The sequence below is a fragment of the Citrobacter sp. Cpo065 genome (assembly GCF_030332805.1).
GTDB classification, from domain to species: Bacteria; Pseudomonadota; Gammaproteobacteria; order Enterobacterales; family Enterobacteriaceae; genus Citrobacter; species Citrobacter portucalensis.
In genome coordinates, this window is the sequence record NZ_JAOWHC010000019.1 from 236,489 (window position 1) to 258,876 (window position 22,388).

Sequence of the window (22,388 nt, forward strand, 5' to 3'; positions counted from 1 at the left end):
CTCAGTTTGAAAATTCATCGCATCGCAGTATAACGGAAAAAAAGCATGTTACAGGTATACCTTGTTCGCCATGGCGAAACGCAGTGGAACGCCGAGCGACGTATTCAAGGCCAGTCAGACAGCCCACTAACCGCTAAAGGTGAACAACAAGCCATGCAGGTGGGTGAACGCGCCCGCTCGTTTGGTATTACGCATGTCATCAGTAGCGATCTTGGTCGTACACGACGCACCGCAGAAATCATCGCCCAGGCCTGCGGCTGTGATATCACCTATGACTCCCGTCTGCGCGAGCTAAATATGGGAGTGCTGGAAAAACGTCACATCGATACGCTGACGCCAGAGGAAGAGGGCTGGCGTCGCCAGTTGGTGAACGGCACGGTGGATGGTCGTATCCCGGAAGGGGAATCGATGCAGGAATTGAGCGATCGCGTCAACGCGGCGCTGGCATCCTGTCTGGAATTGCCGCCGGGAAGTCGTCCGCTGCTGGTCAGTCACGGTATCGCGCTGGGTTGCCTGGTGAGCACAATTCTGGGATTACCGGCATGGGCTGAACGTCGCTTGCGTCTGCGCAACTGTTCTATTTCTCGAGTTGATTACCAGGAAAGCTTATGGCTGGCGCCGGGATGGGTCGTTGAAACGGCAGGGGACATCTCACATCTGGACGCCCCTGCGTTGGATGAACTGCAGCGCTAGCGGCGAATCGGAATCAGGAATTCGCAGCGCAGGTTGATCGGGCGATCTCCCGCTTTGGCATCTTCTGCCGGGTAGTATCGCTCGATATCCTGTCCTTTACGGCGCGTCAGGTTCAGCATTGGCATGCATGTGCCGTAAACCGTCAGGATAAACTCTTGCACACCGGTTCCCAGCCCTTCGTAGGTAAACATCACGTACTCGCCACCCTGTAACAGGATAGGCTGCGCCGACGGCACATAGCCATTGGCCTGTTCCGGCGTCAGTGCTGTGGTGTAAAACACTTCCTGTTCGTCATCTTTTTCAATGCTCGGACGCGTTTCGTTAAGCCCGTACAGCACTGGCGGGATCGCCGGAGCCTGAGCAAGGAAGTCGCGCCAGAACTGAATACGCATTTCATGACGGAAATCTGAAATCTGTTCCAGCGAGCAGGAATAGCTTTGCGTGGTGCCGAGCAGTTGCGTATCTTCCAGGGTGACAAACTCGTGCGCAGGCATCGTAAATTCCCCCAGTCGCATTGGTGGGCGAATACCGAATGCGCTCCATTCCGGGGAGCGACGATACAGCGCAGGCGTTTGGGAAAATTGTTTCTTGAATGCGCGAGTAAAAGTTTGTTGAGAGTCGAAGCGATATTGCAGCGCAATATCCAGAATTGGACGCGCAGTCAGGCGCAGCGCCACTGCGGATTTCGATAAACGACGGGCGCGGATATAGGCGCCAATAGCATGGCCCGTCACGTCCTTAAACATTCTCTGCAGGTGCCACTTGGAATAGCCCGCTTTTGCCGCCACATTGTCAAGCGACAAAGGCTGATCCAGATGACCTTCCAGCCAGATTAATAGGTCGCGAATAATGCCAGCCTGATCCATAAAATATCCTCATCCTTTCAACAACGAGTACCTGACGTCAGGTATGAGGATAATAGCATTTTTTGCTGTTTTAGCATTCAGTGTTTTTTTTGCTCATAAGTGCTTTTTTCGGACATACGAAAGCGTGATTATTGTAATCCTGTGATCTGTATACATTTTATCTTAAAATGTTTAATAATCACGCAGAACAACTTTTAAGAATGGTAACAATATGAAATATAAGAGCTTAGTCATTTCCTCAATTCTGCTGATGTTGGCGCAGGTCGCCCATGCGGAGCAGATTGGATCTGTCGATACAGTGTTCAAAATGTTTGGGCCGGATCATAAAATTGTGGTCGAAGCGTTTGACGATCCGGATGTTACCAATGTGACCTGTTACGTGAGTCGTGCGAAGACCGGCGGCATCAAAGGTGGACTGGGGCTGGCGGAAGATACTTCCGATGCCGCCATCTCTTGCCAGCAGGTTGGGCCGGTAGAACTGAGCGACAGAATCAAGAACGGTAAAGCTCAGGGCGAAGTGGTATTTAAGAAACGTACCTCGCTGGTGTTTAAATCTTTACAGGTCGTGCGTTTTTACGATGCGAAACGTAATGCGCTGGCCTATCTGGCGTATTCAGATAAAGTTGTCGATGGATCGCCCAAAAATGCCATCAGTGCGGTACCCATCATGCCGTGGCGGCAATAACAAGGAAGCACAATGCAACAGCCGTTGATCTGGTTGGTTGAGGATGAGCAGGGAATCGCTGATACGCTTATCTACATGCTGCAACAGGAAGGGTTTAGCGTAGAGGCGTTTGAGCGCGGATTTCCAGTGCTGGAGAAATCTCGCCAGCAATGCCCTGATGCCATCATTCTGGATGTCGGGCTACCGGATATCAGCGGTTTTGAACTGTGCCGACGTTTACTGGAACGCCACCCGGCGTTGCCGATCCTCTTTCTGACCGCGCGCAGCGATGAAGTGGATCGCCTGTTGGGGCTGGAAATTGGCGCAGATGACTATGTTGCCAAGCCTTTCTCGCCGCGCGAGGTGTGCGCTCGTGTGCGTACGCTGCTGCGGCGGGTGCAAAAATTCTCCACGCCTTCATCGATGACACGCTGTGGGGATTTTGAACTTAATGAGCTGGCCGCGCAGATTACCTGGTTCAGCATACCGTTGAACCTGACGCGTTATGAATTCCTGCTGCTGAAAACATTGCTGATGTCGCCGGGACGTATTTACTCTCGCCAGCAACTGATGGATTTAGTCTGGGCAGACGCACAGGATACCTTTGACAGAACGGTTGATACTCACATCAAAACGCTGCGCGCCAAGCTGCGGGCTATCAATCCGGAGCTTTCCCCCATCAATACACATCGCGGTATGGGATACAGCCTGAGGAATTGCTGATGCGCATTGGCATGCGTTTGCTGCTCGGCTATTTTCTGATTGTCGCGGTCGCCGCCTGGTTTGTTCTGTCGATCTTTGTGCAGGAAATTAAGCCAGGCGTTCGTCGGGCGACCGAAGGTACTCTAATTGATACCGCCACGCTGCTGGCTGCACTGGCGCGTGATGACGTGCTCTCTGACTCACCGGCTAACGGCAAGCTGGCGCAGGCATTTGCGCAGCTGCATAACCGCCCATTTAATGCCAACATCAGCGGCATTAACAAAGTGCGTAATGAATACCATGTCTACATGACGGACGCGCAGGGCAAGGTGTTGTTTGATTCAGCTAACCAGGCCGTCGGTCAGGACTACTCCCGCTGGAACGATGTGTGGTTAACGCTGCGTGGGCAGTATGGCGCCCGCAGCACGCCGCAAAACCCGAACGATCCGGAAAGCTCGGTGATGTACGTTGCCGCGCCGATCGTAGATGGTGGTCGTATTATCGGTGTGCTCAGTGTCGGCAAACCAAATGCGGCGATGGCACCGGTGATTAAGCGCAGTGAACGGCGAATGCTGTGGGCCAGCGCAGTATTGCTGGGTATTGCCCTGGTGATTGGCTTCGGGATGGTATGGTGGATAAACCGATCTATTGCCCGGCTGGCGCGTTATGCCGACTCCGTTACCGAGAATCGCCCCGTCCCACTGCCTGATTTAGGCAGCAGCGAGTTACGCAAACTGGCGCAGGCGCTGGAAAGTATGCGCCTGAAGCTCGAAGGCAAGAACTACATTGAGCAGTATGTCTACGCGTTAACGCATGAGCTGAAAAGTCCGCTGGCGGCCATTCGTGGCGCGGCAGAGATATTGCGCGAAGGCCCGCCGCCAAACGTGGTAGCGCGTTTTACCGATAATATTCTGACGCAAAATGCGCGCATGCAGGCGCTGGTCGAAACTTTGCTGCGCCAGGCGCGACTGGAGAATCGACAGGACATTACGTTGACGGCGGTGGAGGTAGATACGCTTTTTGCTCAGCTCAAAGAGGCGCGTAGCGTGCAGCTGGCGGCAAAAAACATTACGCTGACCATTCTGCCTTCATCGCTTAGCGTCGCTGCCGATCCCGCGTTACTGGAGCAGGCATTGGGGAACTTGCTCGACAACGCTATCGACTTCACGCCACAGGGCGGGACGATTACGTTGAGCGCGCATCAGCAGGAGGAGCTGGTCACATTGCAGGTTACCGACAGCGGTAGCGGGATCCCTGATTTTGCGTTGCCGCGTATTTTTGAGCGCTTCTACTCGCTGCCCCGCGAGAATGGACACAAGAGCAGCGGTTTGGGGCTGGCGTTTGTCAGTGAAGTTGCACGACTGCATGAAGGTACGGTGACATTATCTAACCGACCAGAGGGCGGTGCACAGGCCTCGTTTACGCTTCACCGTCACTTCACATAACTTCAAATTCTCCGCACATAGCTGTTCTACCTTGCTGATATTGCAAAGGAGAACGCTATGTTTAAATCACCCCTGTTTTGGAAAATCGTCACCTTAGGCGGCGCCATATTACTGCTGTTAATTCCACTGACCATGGTCAGGCAGATAATCGTTGAGCGATCGGATTATCGTGATGAAGTCGAAGATGCTATTCGTCAGAGCACCAGCGGGCCGCAAAAGATGGTCGGGCCGCTGATTGCCGTCCCGGTGACGGAACTGTATATCGAGCTGGAAGGCGACAAACAGATCCAGCGTAAGCGCAGCTATATCCATTTCTGGCTGCCGGAGTCGTTGGTGGTTGAGGGGAATCAGAACGTTGAAGCGCGTAAAATAGGTATTTACGAAGGCCAGGTCTGGCACAATGACCTCTCGGTGAAGGCCGAGTTTAACGCTGAACGCTTGCGTGATTTAAACCATCCCAACGTCAGCGTCGGCAAACCGTTTATCGTGGTTGGCGTGGGGGATGCGCGCGGGATCGGCGTGGTGCAAGCGCTGCAGGTCAATGGGGAATCGCTGGCCGTTGAGCCAGGGACGGGGCTGGATGGAGGAGCTCAAGGGATCCACATTCCGCTACCTGACGCGAGCTGGGCAGAGCAAAACCTGAGCATGGTGCTGTCGTTGAATTTGAGCGGAACCGGAGATTTCTCCGTTGTTCCGGTTGGCCGTAACAGTGAAATGACTTTAACCAGCAACTGGCCGCATCCCAATTTTCTGGGGGATTTCCTCCCGGCGAAGCGCGAAATAAGCGAGTCAGGATTTAAGGCCCAGTGGCAAAGCAGCTGGTTCGCGAATAACCTCGGCGAACGCTTTGATGGCGAAAAGATTGGCTGGAAGGGAATGCCTGCATTTAGCGTTGCCGTCGCCACGCCAGCGGATCAGTATCAGTTAACGGACAGGGCTACCAAGTATGCCATCCTGCTGATTGTACTGACCTTTATGTCTTTCTTCGTGCTTGAAAGTATGACCAGCCTGCGTCTGCACCAGATGCAGTATCTGCTGGTGGGGCTATCGCTGGTGATGTTTTATCTGCTGCTGCTGGCATTGTCTGAGCACATTGGGTTTACGGCGGCGTGGATTACGGCAAGCCTGGTAGGCGCGTTAATGAACGGGGTGTATCTGCAGGCGATATTACAGAGTTGGCGGAACAGTATTTTATTCACCGTGGCGCTGCTGGGGTTGGATGGGGTGATGTGGGTGCTGCTACGTTCACAGGACAGCTCTTTACTGCTGGGAACCGGCGTGCTGTTGGTCGCGTTGTGTGGCGTGATGTTCCTGACGCGTCATCTTGACTGGCACTCGCTGGCACAGTCAAAACCAAAGCCGACAGAAATTCCGGAGCCTCTGCCTGCGCAGAGTGACGAGTTTCGCTTATGGAAATAGGGCGGTGGGGAAATGAAAAACGGCGCATAACGCGCCGTTTTTTTACCTGTGAGGATTGAATTAATCCTGCAGGTCGCCGCAGAAACGGTAGCCTTCACCGTGAATGGTGGCGATGATTTCTGGCGTATCCGGCGTAGATTCGAAATGTTTACGAATGCGGCGGATAGTCACGTCAACGGTACGGTCATGCGGCTTCAGTTCACGACCGGTCATTTTTTTCAGCAGTTCTGCGCGAGACTGGATTTTGCCCGGATTCTCACAGAAGTGAAGCATTGCACGGAATTCGCTGCGTGGCAGTTTATACTGCTCGCCGTCAGGACCAATCAGAGAGCGGCTGTTAATGTCCAGCTCCCAGCCGTTGAACTTGTAGCTTTCGACGCTACGGCGTTCTTCGCTGACAGTACCCAGGTTCATGGTACGGGACAGCAGGTTACGAGCACGGATAGTCAGTTCGCGCGGGTTAAACGGCTTGGTGATGTAATCGTCTGCGCCGATTTCGAGGCCGAGAATTTTATCGACTTCGTTATCACGGCCCGTCAGGAACATCAGCGCAACGTTAGCTTGTTCGCGAAGTTCGCGCGCTAACAGGAGGCCATTTTTCCCAGGCAGATTGATATCCATAATCACAAGGTTGATGTCATATTCAGAGAGAATCTGATGCATTTCCGCGCCATCTGTCGCTTCGAATACATCATAGCCTTCTGCTTCGAAAATGCTTTTCAACGTGTTGCGTGTTACTAACTCGTCTTCAACGATAAGAATGTGCGGGGTCTGCATGTTTGCTACCTAAATTGCCAACTAAATCGAAACAGGAAGTACAAAAGTCCCTGACCTGCCTGATGCATGCCGTAAATTAACATGATCGGCGTAACATGACTAAAGTACGTAATTGCGTTCTTGATGCACTTTCCATCAACGTCAACAACATCATTAGCTTGGTCGTGGGTAGTTTCCCTCTGGACCCGACAGTGTCAAAAACGGCTGTCATCCTAACCATTTTAACAGCAACATAACAGGCTAAGACATGCCGGACACCCAATAAAACTACGCTTCGTTGACATATATCAAGTTCAATTGTAGCACGTTAACAGTTTGATGAAATCAACGTATCCAAATGTTTGCTTTCATCACAAAATTGCAATATTACAACTAGTTGCACGAGCTAATTAATAAATGTAATGAATCCAACCAATGCGATCCATTTTAAAATAAATTATCATGGATAAACAGAGGGATACACAACTTTTGTTAACATAAAAAGCAATAGTACAGTTTGGAAATAGTTTAGCATTTTTTACCGGATGCGAAATCCTTTTTCAGTGACTTCTGTTAAAAAAATGTAAATTTGCGCTGCGTAATATGTTGACGTGCGTCACATTATTACTTGCAGACTGACCAAAAAGAGTATCGAAATGCGTTTAACAATTATTCTGGTTGCCCCTGCCAGAGCGGAAAATATTGGTGCGGCTGCCCGTGCGATGAAGACCATGGGATTCACTCAATTACGTATCGTTGACAGCGAGGCGCACCTGGAACCCGCCACGCGATGGGTCGCGCATGGATCTGGCGACATTATTGATAATATTAACGTTTTTCCAACGTTAGCCGATGCGCTTCACGACGTTGATTTTACCGTTGCGACCACCGCGCGTAGCCGGGCGAAGTTCCATTATTACGCCACCCCGGTCGAACTGGTTCCCCTGTTACAGGAGAAATCCACGTGGATGGAACATGCAGCGCTGGTGTTTGGTCGTGAAGATTCGGGGCTGACCAATGAAGAATTAGCGCTGGCAGATGTACTCACTGGTGTACCGATGGTCGCTGACTATCCTTCACTCAATTTGGGGCAGGCGGTGATGGTGTATTGCTATCAATTAGCAGGTTTAATACAACAACCGGCCAAAAACGTTGAGGTGACGGATGAGCTTCAGCTGCAGGCATTGCGCGCACGCGTTTTGCGTTTATTAGCCACGCTGAACGTTTCTGACGACATCAAGCTGACGGACTGGTTGCAACAGCGAATGGGTCTGTTGGGGCAGCGAGACACGGCAATGTTGCACCGTTTTTTACATGATATTGAAAAAAACATCACAAAATAAAATGTTGAACAATTTTTGTTGTGTAGTGTTTTGTTCTTGGTTCAAGTGGGCTCAACATGCTGTATTGGTTGAAAGTAAAAGGGCAAGCAGTCGCTCGTGAACAAGTTTCGGAATGTGATCAATTTAAAAATTTATTGACTTAGGTCAGCAGATACTTTAACCCTAAAAGAATACAGCACAGACAGATAATAATTACAGAGCACACAACATCATGAAACGCATCAGCATCACTATTACCACAACCATCACCATTACCACAGGTAACGGTGCGGGCTGACGCGTACAGGAAACACAAGAAAAAGCCCGCACCTAAACAGTGCGGGCTTTTTTTTCGACCAAAGGCAATGAGGTAAACCATGCGAGTGTTGAAGTTCGGCGGTACATCAGTGGCAAATGCAGAACGCTTTCTGCGGGTTGCCGATATTTTGGAAAGCAATGCCAGACAGGGGCAGGTCGCGACCGTACTCTCTGCCCCCGCAAAAATTACCAACCATCTGGTGGCGATGATTGAAAAGACCATCGGTGGTCAGGATGCTTTAGCCAACATCAGCGACGCCGAACGCATTTTCTCTGAACTGCTGGTGGGTCTGGCCGCCGCACAGCCGGGTTTCCCCCTGGCTCCGCTCAAAGCCTTTGTTGAACAAGAATTTGCCCAGATTAAGCACGTCCTGCACGGCATCAGCCTGCTGGGACAGTGCCCGGACAGTATCAATGCCGCGCTTATCTGCCGTGGTGAAAAAATGTCGATTGCTATCATGGCCGGCCTGCTGGAAGCACGCGGGCATAACGTAACGGTCATCGACCCGGTGGAGAAATTGCTGGCTGTCGGCCATTACCTCGAATCTACCGTTGATATCGCCGAATCTACGCGCCGCATCGCCGCCAGCCGTATTCCTGCGGACCACATGATTCTGATGGCAGGGTTTACCGCTGGAAATGAAAAAGGTGAGTTAGTGGTGTTGGGGCGTAATGGCTCTGACTACTCTGCCGCCGTACTGGCCGCCTGTTTGCGTGCCGATTGTTGTGAAATCTGGACCGATGTCGACGGCGTATATACTTGCGATCCGCGTCAGGTACCCGACGCCCGACTGCTTAAGTCGATGTCTTATCAGGAAGCGATGGAGCTTTCTTACTTCGGCGCTAAAGTGCTGCACCCGCGCACCATTACCCCTATTGCCCAGTTCCAGATCCCGTGCCTGATTAAAAATACCGGCAATCCGCAAGCGCCCGGTACGCTGATCGGTGCCAGCAGTGATGACGATGATTTGCCGGTAAAAGGTATTTCTAACCTCAATAACATGGCGATGTTTAGCGTTTCCGGCCCTGGAATGAAAGGCATGGTGGGCATGGCGGCGCGCGTTTTTGCCGCAATGTCGCGTGCGGGCATCTCGGTAGTGCTGATCACCCAATCCTCTTCTGAATACAGCATCAGCTTCTGCGTCCCGCAGGGCGACTGCGCGCGTGCACAACGCGCTATGCAGGATGAATTCTACCTCGAGCTGAAAGAAGGCCTGCTGGAGCCGCTGGCGGTGACTGAGCGTCTGGCCATCATCTCTGTTGTTGGCGATGGTATGCGCACCCTGCGCGGCATCTCGGCGAAGTTCTTTGCCGCGCTGGCTCGTGCGAACATCAATATTGTAGCGATCGCCCAGGGCTCGTCTGAGCGTTCTATTTCGGTGGTGGTGAATAACGATGACGCGACCACCGGCGTACGCGTTACCCATCAGATGCTGTTCAACACCGACCAGGTGATTGAAGTGTTTGTGATTGGCGTAGGCGGCGTGGGCGGTGCGCTGCTGGAGCAGCTTAAACGTCAGCAAACCTGGCTCAAAAAGAAGCATATCGATCTGCGCGTGTGCGGCGTGGCGAACTCGAAGGCCCTGCTGACCAACGTCCACGGTCTGAATCTGGAAAACTGGCAGTCGGAGCTGGAGAGCGCGAAAGAGCCTTTCAACCTTGGGCGCTTAATTCGTCTGGTGAAAGAATACCATCTGCTCAATCCGGTGATTGTCGACTGTACGTCAAGCCAGGCGGTAGCGGATCAATATGCCGACTTCTTGCGTGAAGGCTTCCACGTGGTTACGCCGAACAAAAAGGCCAACACGTCGTCGATGGATTACTATCATCAGCTGCGTTTTGCCGCCGCGAAGTCTCGTCGTAAATTCCTGTACGACACCAACGTGGGCGCGGGCTTGCCGGTTATTGAAAACCTGCAAAATCTGCTCAGCGCAGGTGATGAACTGCAACGTTTTTCAGGCATCCTTTCTGGCTCACTGTCGTTTATTTTCGGCAAGCTGGATGAAGGCATGAGCTTCTCGCAGGCCACCACCCTGGCGCGTGAGATGGGCTATACCGAACCCGATCCGCGTGACGATCTTTCCGGTACGGACGTGGCGCGTAAGCTGCTGATCCTGGCCCGTGAAACCGGTCGTGAGCTGGAGCTTTCTGACATTGTCATTGAGCCGGTCCTGCCGAAAGAGTTTGATGACTCCGGTGATGTTTCCGCGTTTATGGCGAAATTGTCGCAGCTGGATGACGTCTTTGCCGCGCGCGTGGCGAAAGCCCGTGATGAGGGAAAAGTATTGCGCTATGTTGGCAATATCGAAGAGGACGGTGTTTGTCGCGTGAAAATTGATGCAGTAGACGGCAACGATCCGCTGTTTAAAGTGAAAAACGGTGAAAACGCGCTGGCGTTCTATAGCCACTACTATCAGCCGTTACCGTTAGTTCTGCGCGGATATGGCGCGGGTAACGATGTGACGGCGGCGGGCGTCTTTGCCGACCTGCTACGCACCCTTTCATGGAAGTTAGGAGTCTGACATGGTGAGAGTTTATGCCCCGGCTTCCAGTGCCAATATGAGCGTCGGGTTTGATGTACTCGGTGCGGCGGTAACTCCGGTGGACGGTTCGCTGTTGGGTGATGTGGTGTCCGTTGAGTCGGCTGACCAGTTCAGCCTGAACAACCTTGGGCGCTTTGCCAACAAACTGCCGTCCGAGCCACGTGAAAATATTGTCTACCAGTGTTGGGAGCGATTCTGCCAGGAGCTGGGTAAAACCGTTCCGGTGGCGATGACGCTGGAAAAAAATATGCCGATTGGTTCCGGGTTAGGCTCCAGTGCCTGTTCCGTCGTGGCGGCGCTGGTCGCTATGAACGAACACTGCGGCAAGCCGCTCAACGATACGCGCCTGTTAGCGATAATGGGCGAGCTGGAAGGGCGTATCTCCGGCAGTATTCATTACGATAACGTCGCCCCGTGCTTTTTGGGCGGCATGCAGTTAATGATTGAAGAAAACGGCATTATTAGCCAGCAGGTGCCAGGCTTTGATGAGTGGCTGTGGGTACTGGCGTATCCGGGGATTAAAGTGTCGACGGCAGAAGCGCGGGCGATTCTCCCAGCGCAGTATCGCCGTCAGGACTGTATCGCTCACGGGCGGCATCTGGCGGGATTCATCCATGCCTGCTATTCCCGTCAGCCTCTTCTGGCCGCGAAGCTGATGAAAGATGTCATTGCTGAGCCGTATCGTACCCGCTTGCTGCCAGGCTTTAGCCAGGCGCGTCAGGCGGTCGCAGAAATTGGCGCGCTGGCCAGCGGTATATCCGGGTCAGGGCCGACGCTGTTCGCTTTGTGCGATAAGCCGGATACGGCACAGCGCGTAGCAGATTGGCTGGGTAAAAATTACCTACAAAATCAGGAAGGCTTTGTTCATATTTGCCGGCTGGACACGGCGGGCGCACGGGTACTGGGATAATCAATGAAACTGTATAATCTGAAAGATCACAACGAACAGGTCAGCTTTGCACAGGCTGTTACGCAAGGACTGGGCAAGAATCAGGGATTGTTTTTTCCGCACGATCTACCGGAATTCAATCTGACAGAAGTGGATGAGATGCTGAACCAGGACTTCGTTAGCCGCAGCGCGAAGATCCTGTCCGCATTTATTGGTGATGAGATCCCTCAGGAAATTCTGGAAGAGCGCGTGCGTGCGGCATTTGCCTTTCCGGCTCCGGTTGCCCAGGTTGCCGCGGATGTCGGCTGTCTGGAACTGTTCCACGGCCCTACGCTTGCATTTAAAGACTTTGGCGGGCGCTTTATGGCGCAGATGCTGACGCACATCAGTGGCGACAAACCGGTAACGATTCTGACGGCGACCTCCGGAGACACCGGGGCGGCGGTTGCGCATGCCTTTTATGGCCTGAAAAATGTGCGCGTGGTGATCCTCTACCCGAACGGCAAGATCAGCCCATTACAGGAAAAACTGTTCTGTACGCTGGGCGGTAATATTGAAACTGTGGCGATTGATGGCGATTTTGATGCCTGCCAGGCGCTGGTGAAACAGGCGTTTGATGACGAAGAGCTGAAGGTAGCCCTGGGACTGAACTCGGCTAACTCAATTAACATCAGCCGTCTGTTGGCGCAAATCTGTTACTACTTTGAGGCTGTGGCCCAACTGCCGCAAGAGGCGCGTAATCAACTGGTGATTTCCGTTCCCAGCGGTAACTTTGGCGATCTGACCGCCGGGCTGCTGGCGAAATCACTGGGCTTGCCGGTGAAGCGTTTTATCGCGGCGACTAACGTTAACGATACGGTTCCGCGTTTCCTTGCAGAAGGTGAGTGGGCGCCGAAAGCGACCCAGGCAACGTTGTCGAATGCGATGGATGTCAGCCAGCCGAACAACTGGCCGCGCGTGGAAGAACTGTTCCGCCGTAAAATCTGGCGTCTGAATGAGCTGGATTATGCCGCTGTTGACGATGCGACAACTCAGGACACGATGCGTGAGTTACATGAGATAGGCTACACCTCAGAACCGCATGCGGCGGTGGCTTACCGAGCGCTGCGTGACCAACTGAATCCTGGCGAGTACGGCCTGTTCCTTGGTACTGCGCATCCGGCGAAGTTTAAAGAAAGCGTTGAAGAGATTCTTGACCTGACGCTGGCGTTGCCAAAAGAACTGGCGGAACGCGCGGACCTGCCGCTGCTTTCTCATCACCTGCCAGCTGATTTTGCTGAACTGCGCAAGCTGATGATGACCCGCGGTTAACGGTTGCGCCCGCTGGCGCTTTGCATAGCGGGCCGACAAAACCTGTAGGCCGGATAAGGCGTTAGCCGTCATCCGGCCTTTTTACTATTGCTCGTGGCGTTTAAACACCAGTTCTCCGTTTCCTGATGCTTCTTCATCAAAGAAGTAGCCTTCGCTGTTAAATGCGGTCAGCTGTTCCGGTTGCGTTAAGCGGTTCTCAATAATGTAGCGACTCATCAGGCCGCGCGCTTTTTTGGCATAGAAGCTGATGACTTTAAACTTGCCGTTCTTCTCGTCGAGGAAGACCGGTTTGATAAGCTCAGCGTTGAGTTTTTTCGGCTTCACGGATTTAAAATACTCATCCGAGGCGAGGTTGATCACCACGCTGTCGCCTTGCGCTTCCAGCGCTTCGTTAAGTTTATCGGTGATGGTATCTCCCCAGAACTGGTAGAGATCTTTACCCTTCGCATTGGCCAGACGAATGCCCATCTCCAGACGGTAAGGCTGCATCAAATCCAGCGGACGCAAAACGCCGTACAACCCGGACAGCATCCGTAAATGCTGTTGAGCGAAGTCGAAATCCGCCTCGCTGAAGGTTTCAGCCTGCAACCCTGTATAGACGTCGCCTTTAAACGCCAGAATGGCCTGACGTGCATTGTCCGGTGTGAAGTCAGGCTGCCAGTCATGGAAACGGGTGGCGTTCAGATCCGCCAGCTTGTCGCTAATCCCCATCAGCTTGCCAATCTGCGGTGCAGAGAGTTGGCGTGCCACGTGAATAAGCTGCTGAGAGTGATCCAGCAACTCGGGCAGCGTATGACGTGTCGTTGCCAGCGGGCTTTGGTAGTCGAGCGTTTTTGCAGGTGAAATCAGAATCAGCATATCCAGTCCTTGCAGGAAATTTACTGCGACTTTAGCAAAAAAAACGACTGAATTGATCGATGGTTGCGATTGCCGCGCTATTCGCGCGGCGTTTCATCCCAGCTATCGGGCGCAAGCTGTTGTCTGATATCAGGATAACGGCACGGATCGAATTCCGGGCGCACCCCGAGTTTTCGCTGGCGCAGATAATCGCTGGCGATGGTATGGACAACCGGAGAAAGCAGCAGAATCGCCGTCAGGTTAGTAATGGCCATACAGGCCATGATGATGTCGGCAAGTTGCCAGACCAGCGGAAAACTGATTAACGTACCGCCAATGACGGTGCAAACGGTGGCAATACGTAATAACCAGATAACCCGGATATTGTCCAGTTTCAGGAAAATGAGGTTGTTTTCCGCATAAATGTAGTTGGCGACGATAGAGCTAAAGGCAAACAGAATCACTATTAAGGCAACGAATCCGGCCCCCCATTCACCCGTCAGCGAGACCATGGCTCGTTGCAGCAACTGGATGCCTTCCATTGGCACATAAGTGGTGCCATTACCCGCCAGTAAAATGATCATTGCGCTGGCCGTACAAAGAATTAGCGTATCGCCCAATACACCAATCATTTGCACAATGCCTTGTGCTGCAGGGTGTGGCGGCCAGGATGCTGCCGAGGCGGCTGCGTTCGGGGTAGAGCCCATTCCGGCTTCATTAGAGAACATACCGCGCTGAAAACCGCTGGCAATGGCCTGGCTTAGCGTATACCCGGCTGCACCGGCCGCGGCTTCCTGCCAGCCAAAGGCGCTTTTTATGATGGTCATGATAATGCCGGGGAGCTGTCCGAAATGCCAAAGGCAGATGACGAGGCTACAACCGATCCACAGCAGCGCCATCATCGGAACAAACCATTGCATCAGGCGGGCAACGCCTTTAATGCCGCCGACGATGACCAGTAATGACACTATTGCCAGTGCGATACCGGAGAAGAGGGGAGGGATGTCAAAAGCAAAGGTCAACGCACGAGAGACTGAGTTTGCCTGCACGCTGTTAAAAATCAGGCCATAGGCAATGAGTAAAAAGATGGCAAACAGCACGCCCATCCAGCGCATGCCCAATCCACGGGCCATATACCATGCAGGACCGCCGCGAAACTGTCCCTTGCTGTCGCGCTCTTTATACAGCTGGGCAAGGGAACATTCGGCGAATGAGGTTGCCATACCAATGACCGCCGAGACCCACATCCAGAAAATGGCTCCCGCGCCGCCGGCAGCGATCGCCAACGCCACACCCGCCAGATTTCCGCTACCGACGCGCGCGGCAAGACTGGTGCACAGAGCCTGAAAAGAAGTTAAACCGCCCGGCTGCGGGCTGATGCTGTTTTTAAGACTTTTGCCAAACTGGCGAATATAGCGGAACTGCACGAACCCTGTACGCCAGGTGAACCAACATCCTGCGCCAAGCAGGAGGTAGATCATCACCGATCCCCAGAGTATTTCATTAATAAATGAGAAAAAATCAGGCATTAACATCCCTCTTGTTGATGCCGGTAAGCGCGAATAATCCCGTGTAAGCGCTACCAATTATCGACCAGTATATACCTTATAAGGTGATTGATTGCGGGAGTTTACCATAACAATAGGTATATCCTTAATTGCGCATCACGAGCTGTGAGATGCGTAATCAGGGCTGAGCGGCGGGTCGGACAATCCAGGCGGTTGCGCTGAGAGTGCGTCGTGCTATCATCAGGGAAGATCGGTTACATCCCCCTAACAAGCTGTTTAAAGAGAATCGCTATCATGACGGACAAATTGACCTCCCTTCGTCAGTTCACCACAGTAGTGGCCGACACCGGAGACATCGCGGCAATGAAGCTGTATCAGCCTCAGGATGCCACAACTAACCCTTCTCTCATTCTTAACGCAGCGCAGATCCCAGAATACCGCAAGCTGATTGATGACGCTGTAGCCTGGGCTAAGCAGCAGAGCAACGACCGCGCACAGCAGATCGTCGACGCGACCGACAAACTGGCAGTAAATATCGGTCTGGAGATCCTGAAACTGGTCCCGGGCCGTATCTCTACTGAAGTTGACGCTCGTCTGTCTTACGATACCGACGCGTCCATCGCGAAAGCAAAACGTCTGATCAAAATGTACAACGATGCTGGCATCAGCAACGATCGCATTCTGATCAAACTGGCTTCAACCTGGCAGGGCATCCGTGCCGCTGAGCAGCTGGAAAAAGAAGGTATCAACTGTAACCTGACTCTGCTGTTCTCCTTCGCGCAGGCGCGCGCATGTGCAGAAGCTGGCGTATACCTGATTTCTCCGTTTGTTGGTCGTATTCTGGACTGGTACAAAGCCAACACTGACAAGAAAGAGTATGCGCCGGCAGAAGATCCGGGTGTGGTTTCCGTAACGGAAATCTATGAGTACTACAAACAGCACGGTTACGAAACCGTGGTGATGGGTGCGAGCTTCCGTAACGTCGGCGAAATCATTGAGCTGGCAGGCTGCGATCGTCTGACTATTGCTCCGGCACTGCTGAAAGAACTGGCGGAAAGCGAAGGCACTATCGAACGTAAACTGTCCTTCTCTGGCGAAGTGAAAGCGCGCCCTGCACGCATCACCGAAGCTGAGTTCCTGTGGCAGCACAACCAGGATCCGATGGCTGTAGACAAACTGGCGGACGGTATCCGTAAGTTTGCTGTAGACCAGGGTAAACTGGAAAAAATGATCGGCGATCTGCTGTAATCATTAATGCGTGGCCCTGATATGGGTCACGCTACCTCTTCTGAAACCTGTCTGTCCTTCCCTTCGCAGTGTATCATTCTGTTTAACGAGACTGTTTAAACGGAATAATCATGAATACTTTACGCATTGGCCTGGTTTCCATTTCTGACCGTGCTTCCAGCGGCGTTTACCAGGATAAAGGTATCCCGGCCCTTGAAGAGTGGCTGGCATCTGCCCTTACCACCCCTTTTGAGCTGCAAACGCGACTGATCCCGGATGAACAGGCGATCATCGAACAGACCTTATGTGAGCTGGTGGATGAAATGAGCTGTCATCTGGTGCTGACTACCGGCGGAACGGGTCCGGCCCGCCGCGATGTAACGCCTGATGCCACGCTGGCCGTAGCCGACCGCCAGATGCCGGGCTTTGGCGAGCAGATGCGCCAGATAAGCCTGCACTTTGTGCCAACGGCTATTCTCTCCCGCCAGGTTGGTGTGATTCGCAAACAGGCGTTGATTCTGAATCTGCCAGGGCAGCCGAAATCGATCAAAGAAACGCTGGAAGGCGTGAAAGATGCCGACGGTAAGGTTATCGTGCCGGGTATTTTTGCAAGTGTACCGTATTGTATACAGTTACTGGATGGGCCGTATGTGGAAACCGCACCGGCTGTTGTAGCATCTTTTCGTCCTAAAAGCGCAATCCGCGATACAAACGCCTGAAAGTAGCCCGATCGTGACATAAGTGCCAATGACAGTGGAGTATTGAATTGTTTACGATATAGTAATTTTTGCTTTACATATATCGACAGACAGATTCAATAACTCCACTGACTCATGGTTTGCTATGTCACAACACACTCGACCGCTGAATCGCCAGGATTATAAAACTCTTACGCTTGCTGCCCTCGGCGGTGCGCTTGAGTTTTATGATTTCATTATCTTCGTCTTCTTTGCCGCTGTTGTTGGCGAACTCTTCTTCCCGGCAGACATTCCTGAATGGCTACGTCAGGTGCAAACCTTCGGCATTTTTGCCGCTGGATATCTGGCGCGTCCACTGGGTGGCATCATCATGGCGCACTTTGGCGATCTGGTCGGGCGTAAGAAAATGTTCACCCTGAGCATTTTGCTGATGGCGATACCGACGCTGGCGATTGGTCTTTTGCCTACCTACGCCTCAATGGGGATCCTCGCGCCGCTGCTGTTACTCCTGATGCGCATTTTGCAAGGCGCTGCCATCGGCGGAGAAGTGCCGGGCGCGTGGGTGTTCGTGGCAGAGCACGTACCGGAGCGCCGCATCGGCATTGCCTGTGGCACGCTGACCGCCGGGCTGACGGTGGGGATTCTGCTGGGATCGGTGGTTGCGACGCTGGTGAATACCAGCCTGACGCAACAGGCTGTGCATGACTATGGCTGGCGTATCCCGTTCCTGCTGGGGGGCGTGTTTGGGCTGGTGGCGATGTACCTGCGTCGCTGGTTGCAGGAAACGCCCATCTTCCTCGAAATGCAGCAGCGTAAAGCGCTGGCGCAAGAGCTACCGGTGAAGTCGGTGGTGAGCAAACATAAAAAAGCGGTGGTTATTTCCATGCTGCTGACCTGGCTGTTATCGGCCGGGATTGTGGTGGTGATCCTGATGTCGCCAGTCTGGTTGCAGAAGCAGTATGGTTTTGCACCGGCGTTGACGTTACAAGCCAACAGTGTCGCGACCATTATGCTGTGTGTCGGCTGTCTGCTGGCCGGGTTTATTGTCGATCGGGTCGGCGCCAGCAAAACCTTTATTGTCGGCAGCCTGCTGCTGGCCTGTTCAAGCTGGTTTTTCTATCATCTGACCGGCAGCCATCCTCAGCACTTGTTCTTGTTATACGGGCTGGTAGGGTTGTGCGTTGGCGTGGTGGGGGCTGTGCCTTATGTGATGGTGCGGGCGTTTCCGGCGGAGGTCCGCTTTACCGGAATCTCCTTTTCTTACAACGTGTCGTACGCCATTTTTGGTGGTCTGACGCCAATCGCCGTGACGATGTTAATGAGCGTGTCGCCAATGGCTCCGGCCTGGTATGTGCTGGCGTTATCGCTGGTGGGGCTAGGTCTGGGGATTTGGCTGCGACAGGATATTTATCATCGCGATACAAGCGTGCAGGGAGAGTTACAGCGCTTGTAAGGAATATCCCCCCGTTTGGGGGGATAGCGTCAGATTAGTGCGCTTCACCGATCGGCAGGATGGTACGGCCAAACTGTTCGTTAAGCACTTCACCCATCGCCAGGTAAATGGCGCTTGCGCCACACACTAAGCCAATCCAGCCAGCAACGTGAATGATCGCTTCGTTACCTGCAATGTTGCCGACCGCCAGCAGTGCGAACAGCACTGTCAGGCTCAGGAAGACAAACTGCAACGCGCGGTTAGCTTTCAGCGTGCCGAAGAACATGAACAGTGTAAACACGCCCCACAAACCCAGGTATACGCCCAGGAACTGACCATTGGTTGCATCCGCCAGGCCCATTTTCGGCATGATCAGGATTGCAACCAGCGTCAGCCAGAACGAACCGTAGGAGGTAAAGGCGGTTAAACCGAAGGTGTTGCCTTTTTTATATTCCAGCAGACCGGCAAATATTTGCGCGATACCGCCGTAGAAAATGCCCATCGCCAGAATAATAACGTCAAAGGCGAAGAAACCCGCGTTGTGCAGGTTAAGCAGAATGGTGGTCATGCCAAAGCCCATCAGGCCCAGCGGTGCCGGATTAGCCAACTTAGTGTTGCCCATAATTCCTCAAAATCATCATTGATTGAATGGTGAAATAGTTTACCCAAATAACGATCACTGTCTTCGGGGCGCGGCATGATAATCAGGGGAGAGGGCACTGTCTATGATCTAACGAAGGGAAAATGAATTATTTTCCCTGTGATGGGCATCACGCTTACGCGTGGTTGATCATTTTGCTAAGACAGACGATTTGAAGTACCGCCGGGAGCTGAGGGATTTGGTGGACGATCTGGTGAGAAATACCCATCGCCAGATGGCGCTGCTTCATGGGCGCGGCAGTGGTTATTCCAGATCAAAGGCTTTCACATCAACCGCGTGTCTGCCCCGCATGTTTTCTATGGCTTCTGAATCAAAATGTGCGGAATTAATCGTCGCCAATAACTTTCAGCGTTGCCATGTCAGAGGAGTTTACTGACTGGCCTGAGAAGGTGATTTTAGACACGCAACGTTTATTGTCGTTATCGCTATTAATAGTGATCCAATTAGTCGTTTGTCCCTCTTTAATGGATGACGGGACGTTCAGGCTTTGGCTGGAAGTGCGTACTGCTTTGAAGTAGACGGATGCGCCGTTAAGTTTAATATCGCCGCGATCGGCGGTGAGCTGAATGCGCTTCACCACCCGGCAAACGGGAATTCTCAGCGTGAGGTCGTTGGTTGCATTGCGGGGCATCGCAATCATACCCAGAACTTTATGATCGTTAGCGTGCGCGGCGCTGCTCAGCAGCAGGCCCATAAGCAGGCTGGTGGAAAGGGTTAACACGGATTTCATGGAATTTCTCTTTGACGGCTGTAAAAGTGTGTGACATCAGACCATCTTACCGCCGACGGGAAACCGTTTCATGGTCGTAATCTTTTCTTTTTATTACAATTTTCACATGAATGGCCGTGCTGGTTTTGATTTGTTTTGTGAATTGATTTTGATTGGAAACTATTCGTTTTTTTGCCTTTCTGCCTTTTTACCTTAATTTTATCGCCACTGTGCTAAAAAAAATTTTCATGCCCCCCTTGATGACGTGGGTTACGACCCCATCTTGTAGACAACCGCAGTGGTGAGTCTGAAAAAAAACGATTCAGGGCAGTTGAAACCGCACGTTTCGCCCTTATTACAGATTCACAACCACATGATGACCGAATTTTTAGTGGAGACGTTTAGATGGGTAAAATTATTGGTATCGACCTGGGTACTACCAACTCTTGTGTAGCGATTATGGATGGCACTACTGCACGTGTGCTGGAGAACGCCGAGGGCGATCGCACCACGCCTTCTATCATTGCTTATACCCAGGATGGTGAAACTCTGGTTGGTCAGCCGGCTAAACGTCAGGCAGTGACAAACCCGCAAAACACCCTGTTTGCGATTAAACGCCTGATTGGCCGCCGCTTCCAGGACGAAGAAGTACAGCGTGATGAAGCCATCATGCCGTACAAAATCATCGGTGCTGACAACGGTGATGCATGGATTGACGTAAAAGGTCAGAAAATGGCACCGCCGCAGATTTCTGCTGAAGTGCTGAAAAAAATGAAGAAAACGGCTGAAGATTACCTGGGCGAACCGGTAACTGAAGCGGTTATCACCGTACCTGCATACTTCAACGATGCTCAGCGTCAGGCAACCAAAGATGCTGGCCGTATCGCAGGTCTGGAAGTAAAACGTATCATCAACGAACCGACCGCAGCGGCACTGGCTTACGGTCTGGATAAAGAAGTCGGCAACCGTACTATCGCGGTTTATGACCTCGGTGGTGGTACTTTCGATATCTCTATTATCGAAATCGACGAAGTTGACGGCGAAAAAACCTTCGAAGTTCTGGCAACCAACGGTGATACCCACCTGGGTGGTGAAGACTTCGACAGCCGTATGATCAACTACCTGGTTGACGAATTTAAGAAAGATCAGGGTATCGATCTGCGTAATGACCCGCTGGCGATGCAGCGTCTTAAAGAAGCCGCTGAGAAAGCGAAGATCGAACTGTCTTCCGCTCAGCAGACCGACGTGAACCTGCCGTACATTACTGCAGACGCGACTGGTCCGAAACACATGAACATCAAAGTGACCCGTGCGAAACTGGAAAGCCTGGTTGAAGACCTGGTTAACCGTTCTATCGAGCCGCTGAAAGTTGCTCTGCAGGATGCTGGTCTGTCTGTTTCCGACGTTCAGGACGTTATCCTGGTCGGTGGTCAGACTCGTATGCCGATGGTACAGAAGAAAGTTGCTGAGTTCTTCGGTAAAGAGCCGCGTAAAGACGTTAACCCGGACGAAGCAGTGGCAATCGGTGCTGCCGTTCAGGGTGGTGTATTGACCGGTGATGTGAAAGACGTGCTGCTGCTGGACGTTACCCCGCTGTCTCTGGGTATCGAAACCATGGGTGGCGTGATGACTCCACTGATCGCGAAAAACACCACTATCCCGACCAAGCACAGCCAGGTGTTCTCTACCGCTGAAGACAACCAGTCTGCGGTAACCATCCACGTGCTGCAGGGTGAACGTAAACGCGCCGCTGATAACAAAGATCTGGGTCAATTTAACCTGGATGGTATCAGCCCGGCTCCGCGCGGTATGCCGCAGATCGAAGTTACTTTTGACATCGATGCCGACGGTATCTTGCACGTTTCCGCGAAAGACAAAAACAGCGGTAAAGAGCAGAAGATCACCATCAAGGCTTCTTCTGGTCTGAACGAAGAAGAAATTCAGAAAATGGTTCGCGAAGCAGAAGCGAACGCAGAATCTGACCGTAAGTTTGAAGAGCTGGTTCAGACTCGTAACCAGGGTGACCATCTGTTGCACAGCACTCGTAAGCAGGTTGAAGAAGCAGGCGACAAACTGCCAGCTGACGACAAAACTGCCATCGAGTCTGCACTGACCGCGCTGGAAACTTCTCTGAAAGGCGAAGACAAAGCGGATATCGAAGCGAAAATGCAGGCGCTGGCACAGGTTTCCCAGAAACTGATGGAAATCGCTCAGCAGCAGCACGCACAGCAGCAGGCTGGTGCAGCAGGCGCTGATGCTTCTGCAAACAACGCGAAAGATGACGACGTTGTCGACGCCGAGTTTGAAGAAGTGAAAGACAAAAAATAATCGCCCTTTGAACGGGTAATTACTGGCACGGGCGAAGAGGTTTCCTCTCCGCCCGTGCAC

Annotated in this window: 21 protein-coding genes and 1 other annotated feature; of the genes, 15 read left to right on the forward strand and 6 right to left on the reverse strand. The window is 52.5% G+C overall.

Going from position 1 to position 22,388, the window contains the following annotated elements; translation table 11 throughout:
* Window positions 1–45 precede the first annotated feature (45 nt).
* A complete protein-coding gene (gene gpmB, locus OGY68_RS01820) occupies window positions 46–693 on the forward strand; it encodes a 2,3-diphosphoglycerate-dependent phosphoglycerate mutase GpmB (RefSeq protein WP_003019006.1) in 648 nt (215 codons plus the stop codon).
* On the opposite strand, the gene robA is transcribed toward gpmB, so the two are convergent.
* Window positions 690–1,559 carry an MDR efflux pump AcrAB transcriptional activator RobA gene (gene robA, locus OGY68_RS01825; RefSeq protein WP_003829933.1) on the reverse strand — a complete coding sequence of 290 codons (870 nt, stop codon included), beginning with the start codon at window positions 1,557–1,559 and terminating at the stop codon, window positions 690–692. The two genes, gpmB and robA, sit on opposite strands and share 4 nt — an antisense overlap.
* A gap of 211 nt (window positions 1,560–1,770) precedes the next feature.
* On the opposite strand from robA, the gene creA reads away from it, so the two are divergent.
* Genes creA through creD form a run of 4 tightly spaced genes read left to right on the forward strand, consistent with a single transcriptional unit; the run spans window position 1,771 to window position 5,789 of the window.
* Window positions 1,771–2,244 (forward strand): protein CreA, encoded by a 474-nt coding sequence (creA, locus tag OGY68_RS01830; protein ID WP_003018998.1) that lies wholly within the window; start codon window positions 1,771–1,773, stop codon window positions 2,242–2,244.
* A 12-nt stretch (window positions 2,245–2,256) separates the two neighbouring features.
* Window positions 2,257–2,946, forward strand: coding sequence for a two-component system response regulator CreB (creB, locus tag OGY68_RS01835; protein ID WP_008786140.1), 690 nt, complete (start codon window positions 2,257–2,259; stop codon window positions 2,944–2,946).
* Window positions 2,946–4,370 carry a two-component system sensor histidine kinase CreC gene (gene creC, locus OGY68_RS01840; RefSeq protein ID WP_048214983.1) on the forward strand — a complete coding sequence of 475 codons (1,425 nt, stop codon included), beginning with the start codon at window positions 2,946–2,948 and terminating at the stop codon, window positions 4,368–4,370. Before creB ends, creC begins: the two co-directional genes overlap by 1 nt.
* 57 nt (window positions 4,371–4,427) lie before the next feature.
* A complete protein-coding gene (gene creD / locus OGY68_RS01845; RefSeq protein WP_057067003.1) occupies window positions 4,428–5,789 on the forward strand; it encodes a cell envelope integrity protein CreD in 1,362 nt (453 codons plus the stop codon).
* A gap of 60 nt (window positions 5,790–5,849) precedes the next feature.
* Here creD and arcA read toward each other — a convergent pair whose 3' ends face one another.
* Complete coding sequence (gene arcA, locus OGY68_RS01850) at window positions 5,850–6,566, reverse strand: two-component system response regulator ArcA (RefSeq protein ID WP_001194359.1); 717 nt, start codon at window positions 6,564–6,566, stop codon at window positions 5,850–5,852.
* A 95-nt stretch (window positions 6,567–6,661) separates the two neighbouring features.
* Here arcA and yjjY point away from each other — a divergent pair, with 95 nt between their 5' ends.
* The 6 genes from yjjY to thrC all read left to right on the forward strand — a co-directional run bounded on the left by yjjY (window position 6,662) and on the right by thrC (window position 12,928).
* On the forward strand, window positions 6,662–6,802 hold the full coding sequence (gene yjjY / locus OGY68_RS01855; protein WP_042998021.1) for a YjjY family protein: 141 nt from the start codon (window positions 6,662–6,664) through the stop codon (window positions 6,800–6,802).
* A 399-nt stretch (window positions 6,803–7,201) separates the two neighbouring features.
* Window positions 7,202–7,888, forward strand: a complete 687-nt coding sequence (locus OGY68_RS01860; protein WP_003829762.1) for a tRNA/rRNA methyltransferase — start codon at window positions 7,202–7,204, stop codon at window positions 7,886–7,888.
* 206 nt (window positions 7,889–8,094) lie between these two features.
* Window positions 8,095–8,221 (forward strand) — a sequence feature (Thr leader region).
* Window positions 8,100–8,165 (forward strand): thr operon leader peptide, encoded by a 66-nt coding sequence (thrL, locus tag OGY68_RS01865; RefSeq protein ID WP_032337689.1) that lies wholly within the window; start codon window positions 8,100–8,102, stop codon window positions 8,163–8,165. It overlaps the preceding feature by 66 nt.
* Window positions 8,222–8,244: 23 nt before the next feature.
* Complete coding sequence (gene thrA, locus OGY68_RS01870) at window positions 8,245–10,707, forward strand: bifunctional aspartate kinase/homoserine dehydrogenase I (RefSeq protein WP_057067002.1); 2,463 nt, start codon at window positions 8,245–8,247, stop codon at window positions 10,705–10,707.
* A 1-nt stretch (window position 10,708) separates the two neighbouring features.
* Window positions 10,709–11,638, forward strand: a complete 930-nt coding sequence (gene thrB / locus OGY68_RS01875; protein ID WP_057067000.1) for a homoserine kinase — start codon at window positions 10,709–10,711, stop codon at window positions 11,636–11,638.
* Between the two features lie 3 nt (window positions 11,639–11,641).
* The gene (thrC, locus tag OGY68_RS01880; RefSeq protein WP_057066997.1) at window positions 11,642–12,928 is read left to right on the forward strand and encodes a threonine synthase; all 1,287 of its coding nucleotides are present in this window, start codon (window positions 11,642–11,644) and stop codon (window positions 12,926–12,928) included.
* Between the two features lie 84 nt (window positions 12,929–13,012).
* Here the strand turns inward: thrC and yaaA are convergent, their stop codons facing one another.
* Window positions 13,013–13,786, reverse strand: a complete 774-nt coding sequence (yaaA, locus tag OGY68_RS01885; RefSeq protein ID WP_032942329.1) for a peroxide stress protein YaaA — start codon at window positions 13,784–13,786, stop codon at window positions 13,013–13,015.
* A gap of 77 nt (window positions 13,787–13,863) precedes the next feature.
* Window positions 13,864–15,294 carry an alanine/glycine:cation symporter family protein gene (locus OGY68_RS01890; protein WP_057066996.1) on the reverse strand — a complete coding sequence of 477 codons (1,431 nt, stop codon included), beginning with the start codon at window positions 15,292–15,294 and terminating at the stop codon, window positions 13,864–13,866.
* A gap of 273 nt (window positions 15,295–15,567) precedes the next feature.
* Here OGY68_RS01890 and tal point away from each other — a divergent pair, with 273 nt between their 5' ends.
* The 3 genes from tal (at window position 15,568) to OGY68_RS01905 (ending at window position 18,651) form a co-directional block, all read left to right on the forward strand.
* Window positions 15,568–16,521 (forward strand): transaldolase, encoded by a 954-nt coding sequence (gene tal / locus OGY68_RS01895; protein WP_003829752.1) that lies wholly within the window; start codon window positions 15,568–15,570, stop codon window positions 16,519–16,521.
* 110 nt (window positions 16,522–16,631) lie between these two features.
* Window positions 16,632–17,219, forward strand: coding sequence for a molybdopterin adenylyltransferase (gene mog / locus OGY68_RS01900; RefSeq protein ID WP_003018973.1), 588 nt, complete (start codon window positions 16,632–16,634; stop codon window positions 17,217–17,219).
* A 124-nt stretch (window positions 17,220–17,343) separates the two neighbouring features.
* Window positions 17,344–18,651, forward strand: coding sequence for an MFS transporter (locus OGY68_RS01905; RefSeq protein ID WP_003829746.1), 1,308 nt, complete (start codon window positions 17,344–17,346; stop codon window positions 18,649–18,651).
* Between the two features lie 34 nt (window positions 18,652–18,685).
* On the opposite strand, the gene satP is transcribed toward OGY68_RS01905, so the two are convergent.
* Complete coding sequence (gene satP, locus OGY68_RS01910; RefSeq protein ID WP_003829744.1) at window positions 18,686–19,252, reverse strand: acetate uptake transporter; 567 nt, start codon at window positions 19,250–19,252, stop codon at window positions 18,686–18,688.
* A gap of 364 nt (window positions 19,253–19,616) precedes the next feature.
* Window positions 19,617–20,021 (reverse strand): DUF2541 family protein, encoded by a 405-nt coding sequence (locus OGY68_RS01915; RefSeq protein WP_057066993.1) that lies wholly within the window; start codon window positions 20,019–20,021, stop codon window positions 19,617–19,619.
* Between the two features lie 384 nt (window positions 20,022–20,405).
* Between OGY68_RS01915 and dnaK the strand changes: the two genes are divergently transcribed.
* The gene (gene dnaK, locus OGY68_RS01920) at window positions 20,406–22,328 is read left to right on the forward strand and encodes a molecular chaperone DnaK (protein WP_003829739.1); all 1,923 of its coding nucleotides are present in this window, start codon (window positions 20,406–20,408) and stop codon (window positions 22,326–22,328) included.
* Window positions 22,329–22,388 lie beyond the last annotated feature (60 nt).

What these genes read in the sequence shown, in the direction of transcription:
- gpmB (WP_003019006.1), top strand. Translation starts at nt 46, where the DNA reads ATGTTACAGGTATACCTTGTTCGCCATGGCGAAACGCAGTGGAACGCC.
- robA (WP_003829933.1), bottom strand. Translation starts at nt 1,559, where the DNA reads ATGGATCAGGCTGGCATTATTCGCGACCTATTAATCTGGCTGGAAGGT.
- creA (WP_003018998.1), top strand. Translation starts at nt 1,771, where the DNA reads ATGAAATATAAGAGCTTAGTCATTTCCTCAATTCTGCTGATGTTGGCG.
- creB (WP_008786140.1), top strand. Translation starts at nt 2,257, where the DNA reads ATGCAACAGCCGTTGATCTGGTTGGTTGAGGATGAGCAGGGAATCGCT.
- creC (WP_048214983.1), top strand. Translation starts at nt 2,946, where the DNA reads ATGCGCATTGGCATGCGTTTGCTGCTCGGCTATTTTCTGATTGTCGCG.
- creD (WP_057067003.1), top strand. Translation starts at nt 4,428, where the DNA reads ATGTTTAAATCACCCCTGTTTTGGAAAATCGTCACCTTAGGCGGCGCC.
- arcA (WP_001194359.1), bottom strand. Translation starts at nt 6,566, where the DNA reads ATGCAGACCCCGCACATTCTTATCGTTGAAGACGAGTTAGTAACACGC.
- yjjY (WP_042998021.1), top strand. Translation starts at nt 6,662, where the DNA reads ATGACTAAAGTACGTAATTGCGTTCTTGATGCACTTTCCATCAACGTC.
- OGY68_RS01860 (WP_003829762.1), top strand. Translation starts at nt 7,202, where the DNA reads ATGCGTTTAACAATTATTCTGGTTGCCCCTGCCAGAGCGGAAAATATT.
- thrA (WP_057067002.1), top strand. Translation starts at nt 8,245, where the DNA reads ATGCGAGTGTTGAAGTTCGGCGGTACATCAGTGGCAAATGCAGAACGC.
- thrB (WP_057067000.1), top strand. Translation starts at nt 10,709, where the DNA reads ATGGTGAGAGTTTATGCCCCGGCTTCCAGTGCCAATATGAGCGTCGGG.
- thrC (WP_057066997.1), top strand. Translation starts at nt 11,642, where the DNA reads ATGAAACTGTATAATCTGAAAGATCACAACGAACAGGTCAGCTTTGCA.
- yaaA (WP_032942329.1), bottom strand. Translation starts at nt 13,786, where the DNA reads ATGCTGATTCTGATTTCACCTGCAAAAACGCTCGACTACCAAAGCCCG.
- OGY68_RS01890 (WP_057066996.1), bottom strand. Translation starts at nt 15,294, where the DNA reads ATGCCTGATTTTTTCTCATTTATTAATGAAATACTCTGGGGATCGGTG.
- tal (WP_003829752.1), top strand. Translation starts at nt 15,568, where the DNA reads ATGACGGACAAATTGACCTCCCTTCGTCAGTTCACCACAGTAGTGGCC.
- mog (WP_003018973.1), top strand. Translation starts at nt 16,632, where the DNA reads ATGAATACTTTACGCATTGGCCTGGTTTCCATTTCTGACCGTGCTTCC.
- OGY68_RS01905 (WP_003829746.1), top strand. Translation starts at nt 17,344, where the DNA reads ATGTCACAACACACTCGACCGCTGAATCGCCAGGATTATAAAACTCTT.
- satP (WP_003829744.1), bottom strand. Translation starts at nt 19,252, where the DNA reads ATGGGCAACACTAAGTTGGCTAATCCGGCACCGCTGGGCCTGATGGGC.
- OGY68_RS01915 (WP_057066993.1), bottom strand. Translation starts at nt 20,021, where the DNA reads ATGAAATCCGTGTTAACCCTTTCCACCAGCCTGCTTATGGGCCTGCTG.
- dnaK (WP_003829739.1), top strand. Translation starts at nt 20,406, where the DNA reads ATGGGTAAAATTATTGGTATCGACCTGGGTACTACCAACTCTTGTGTA.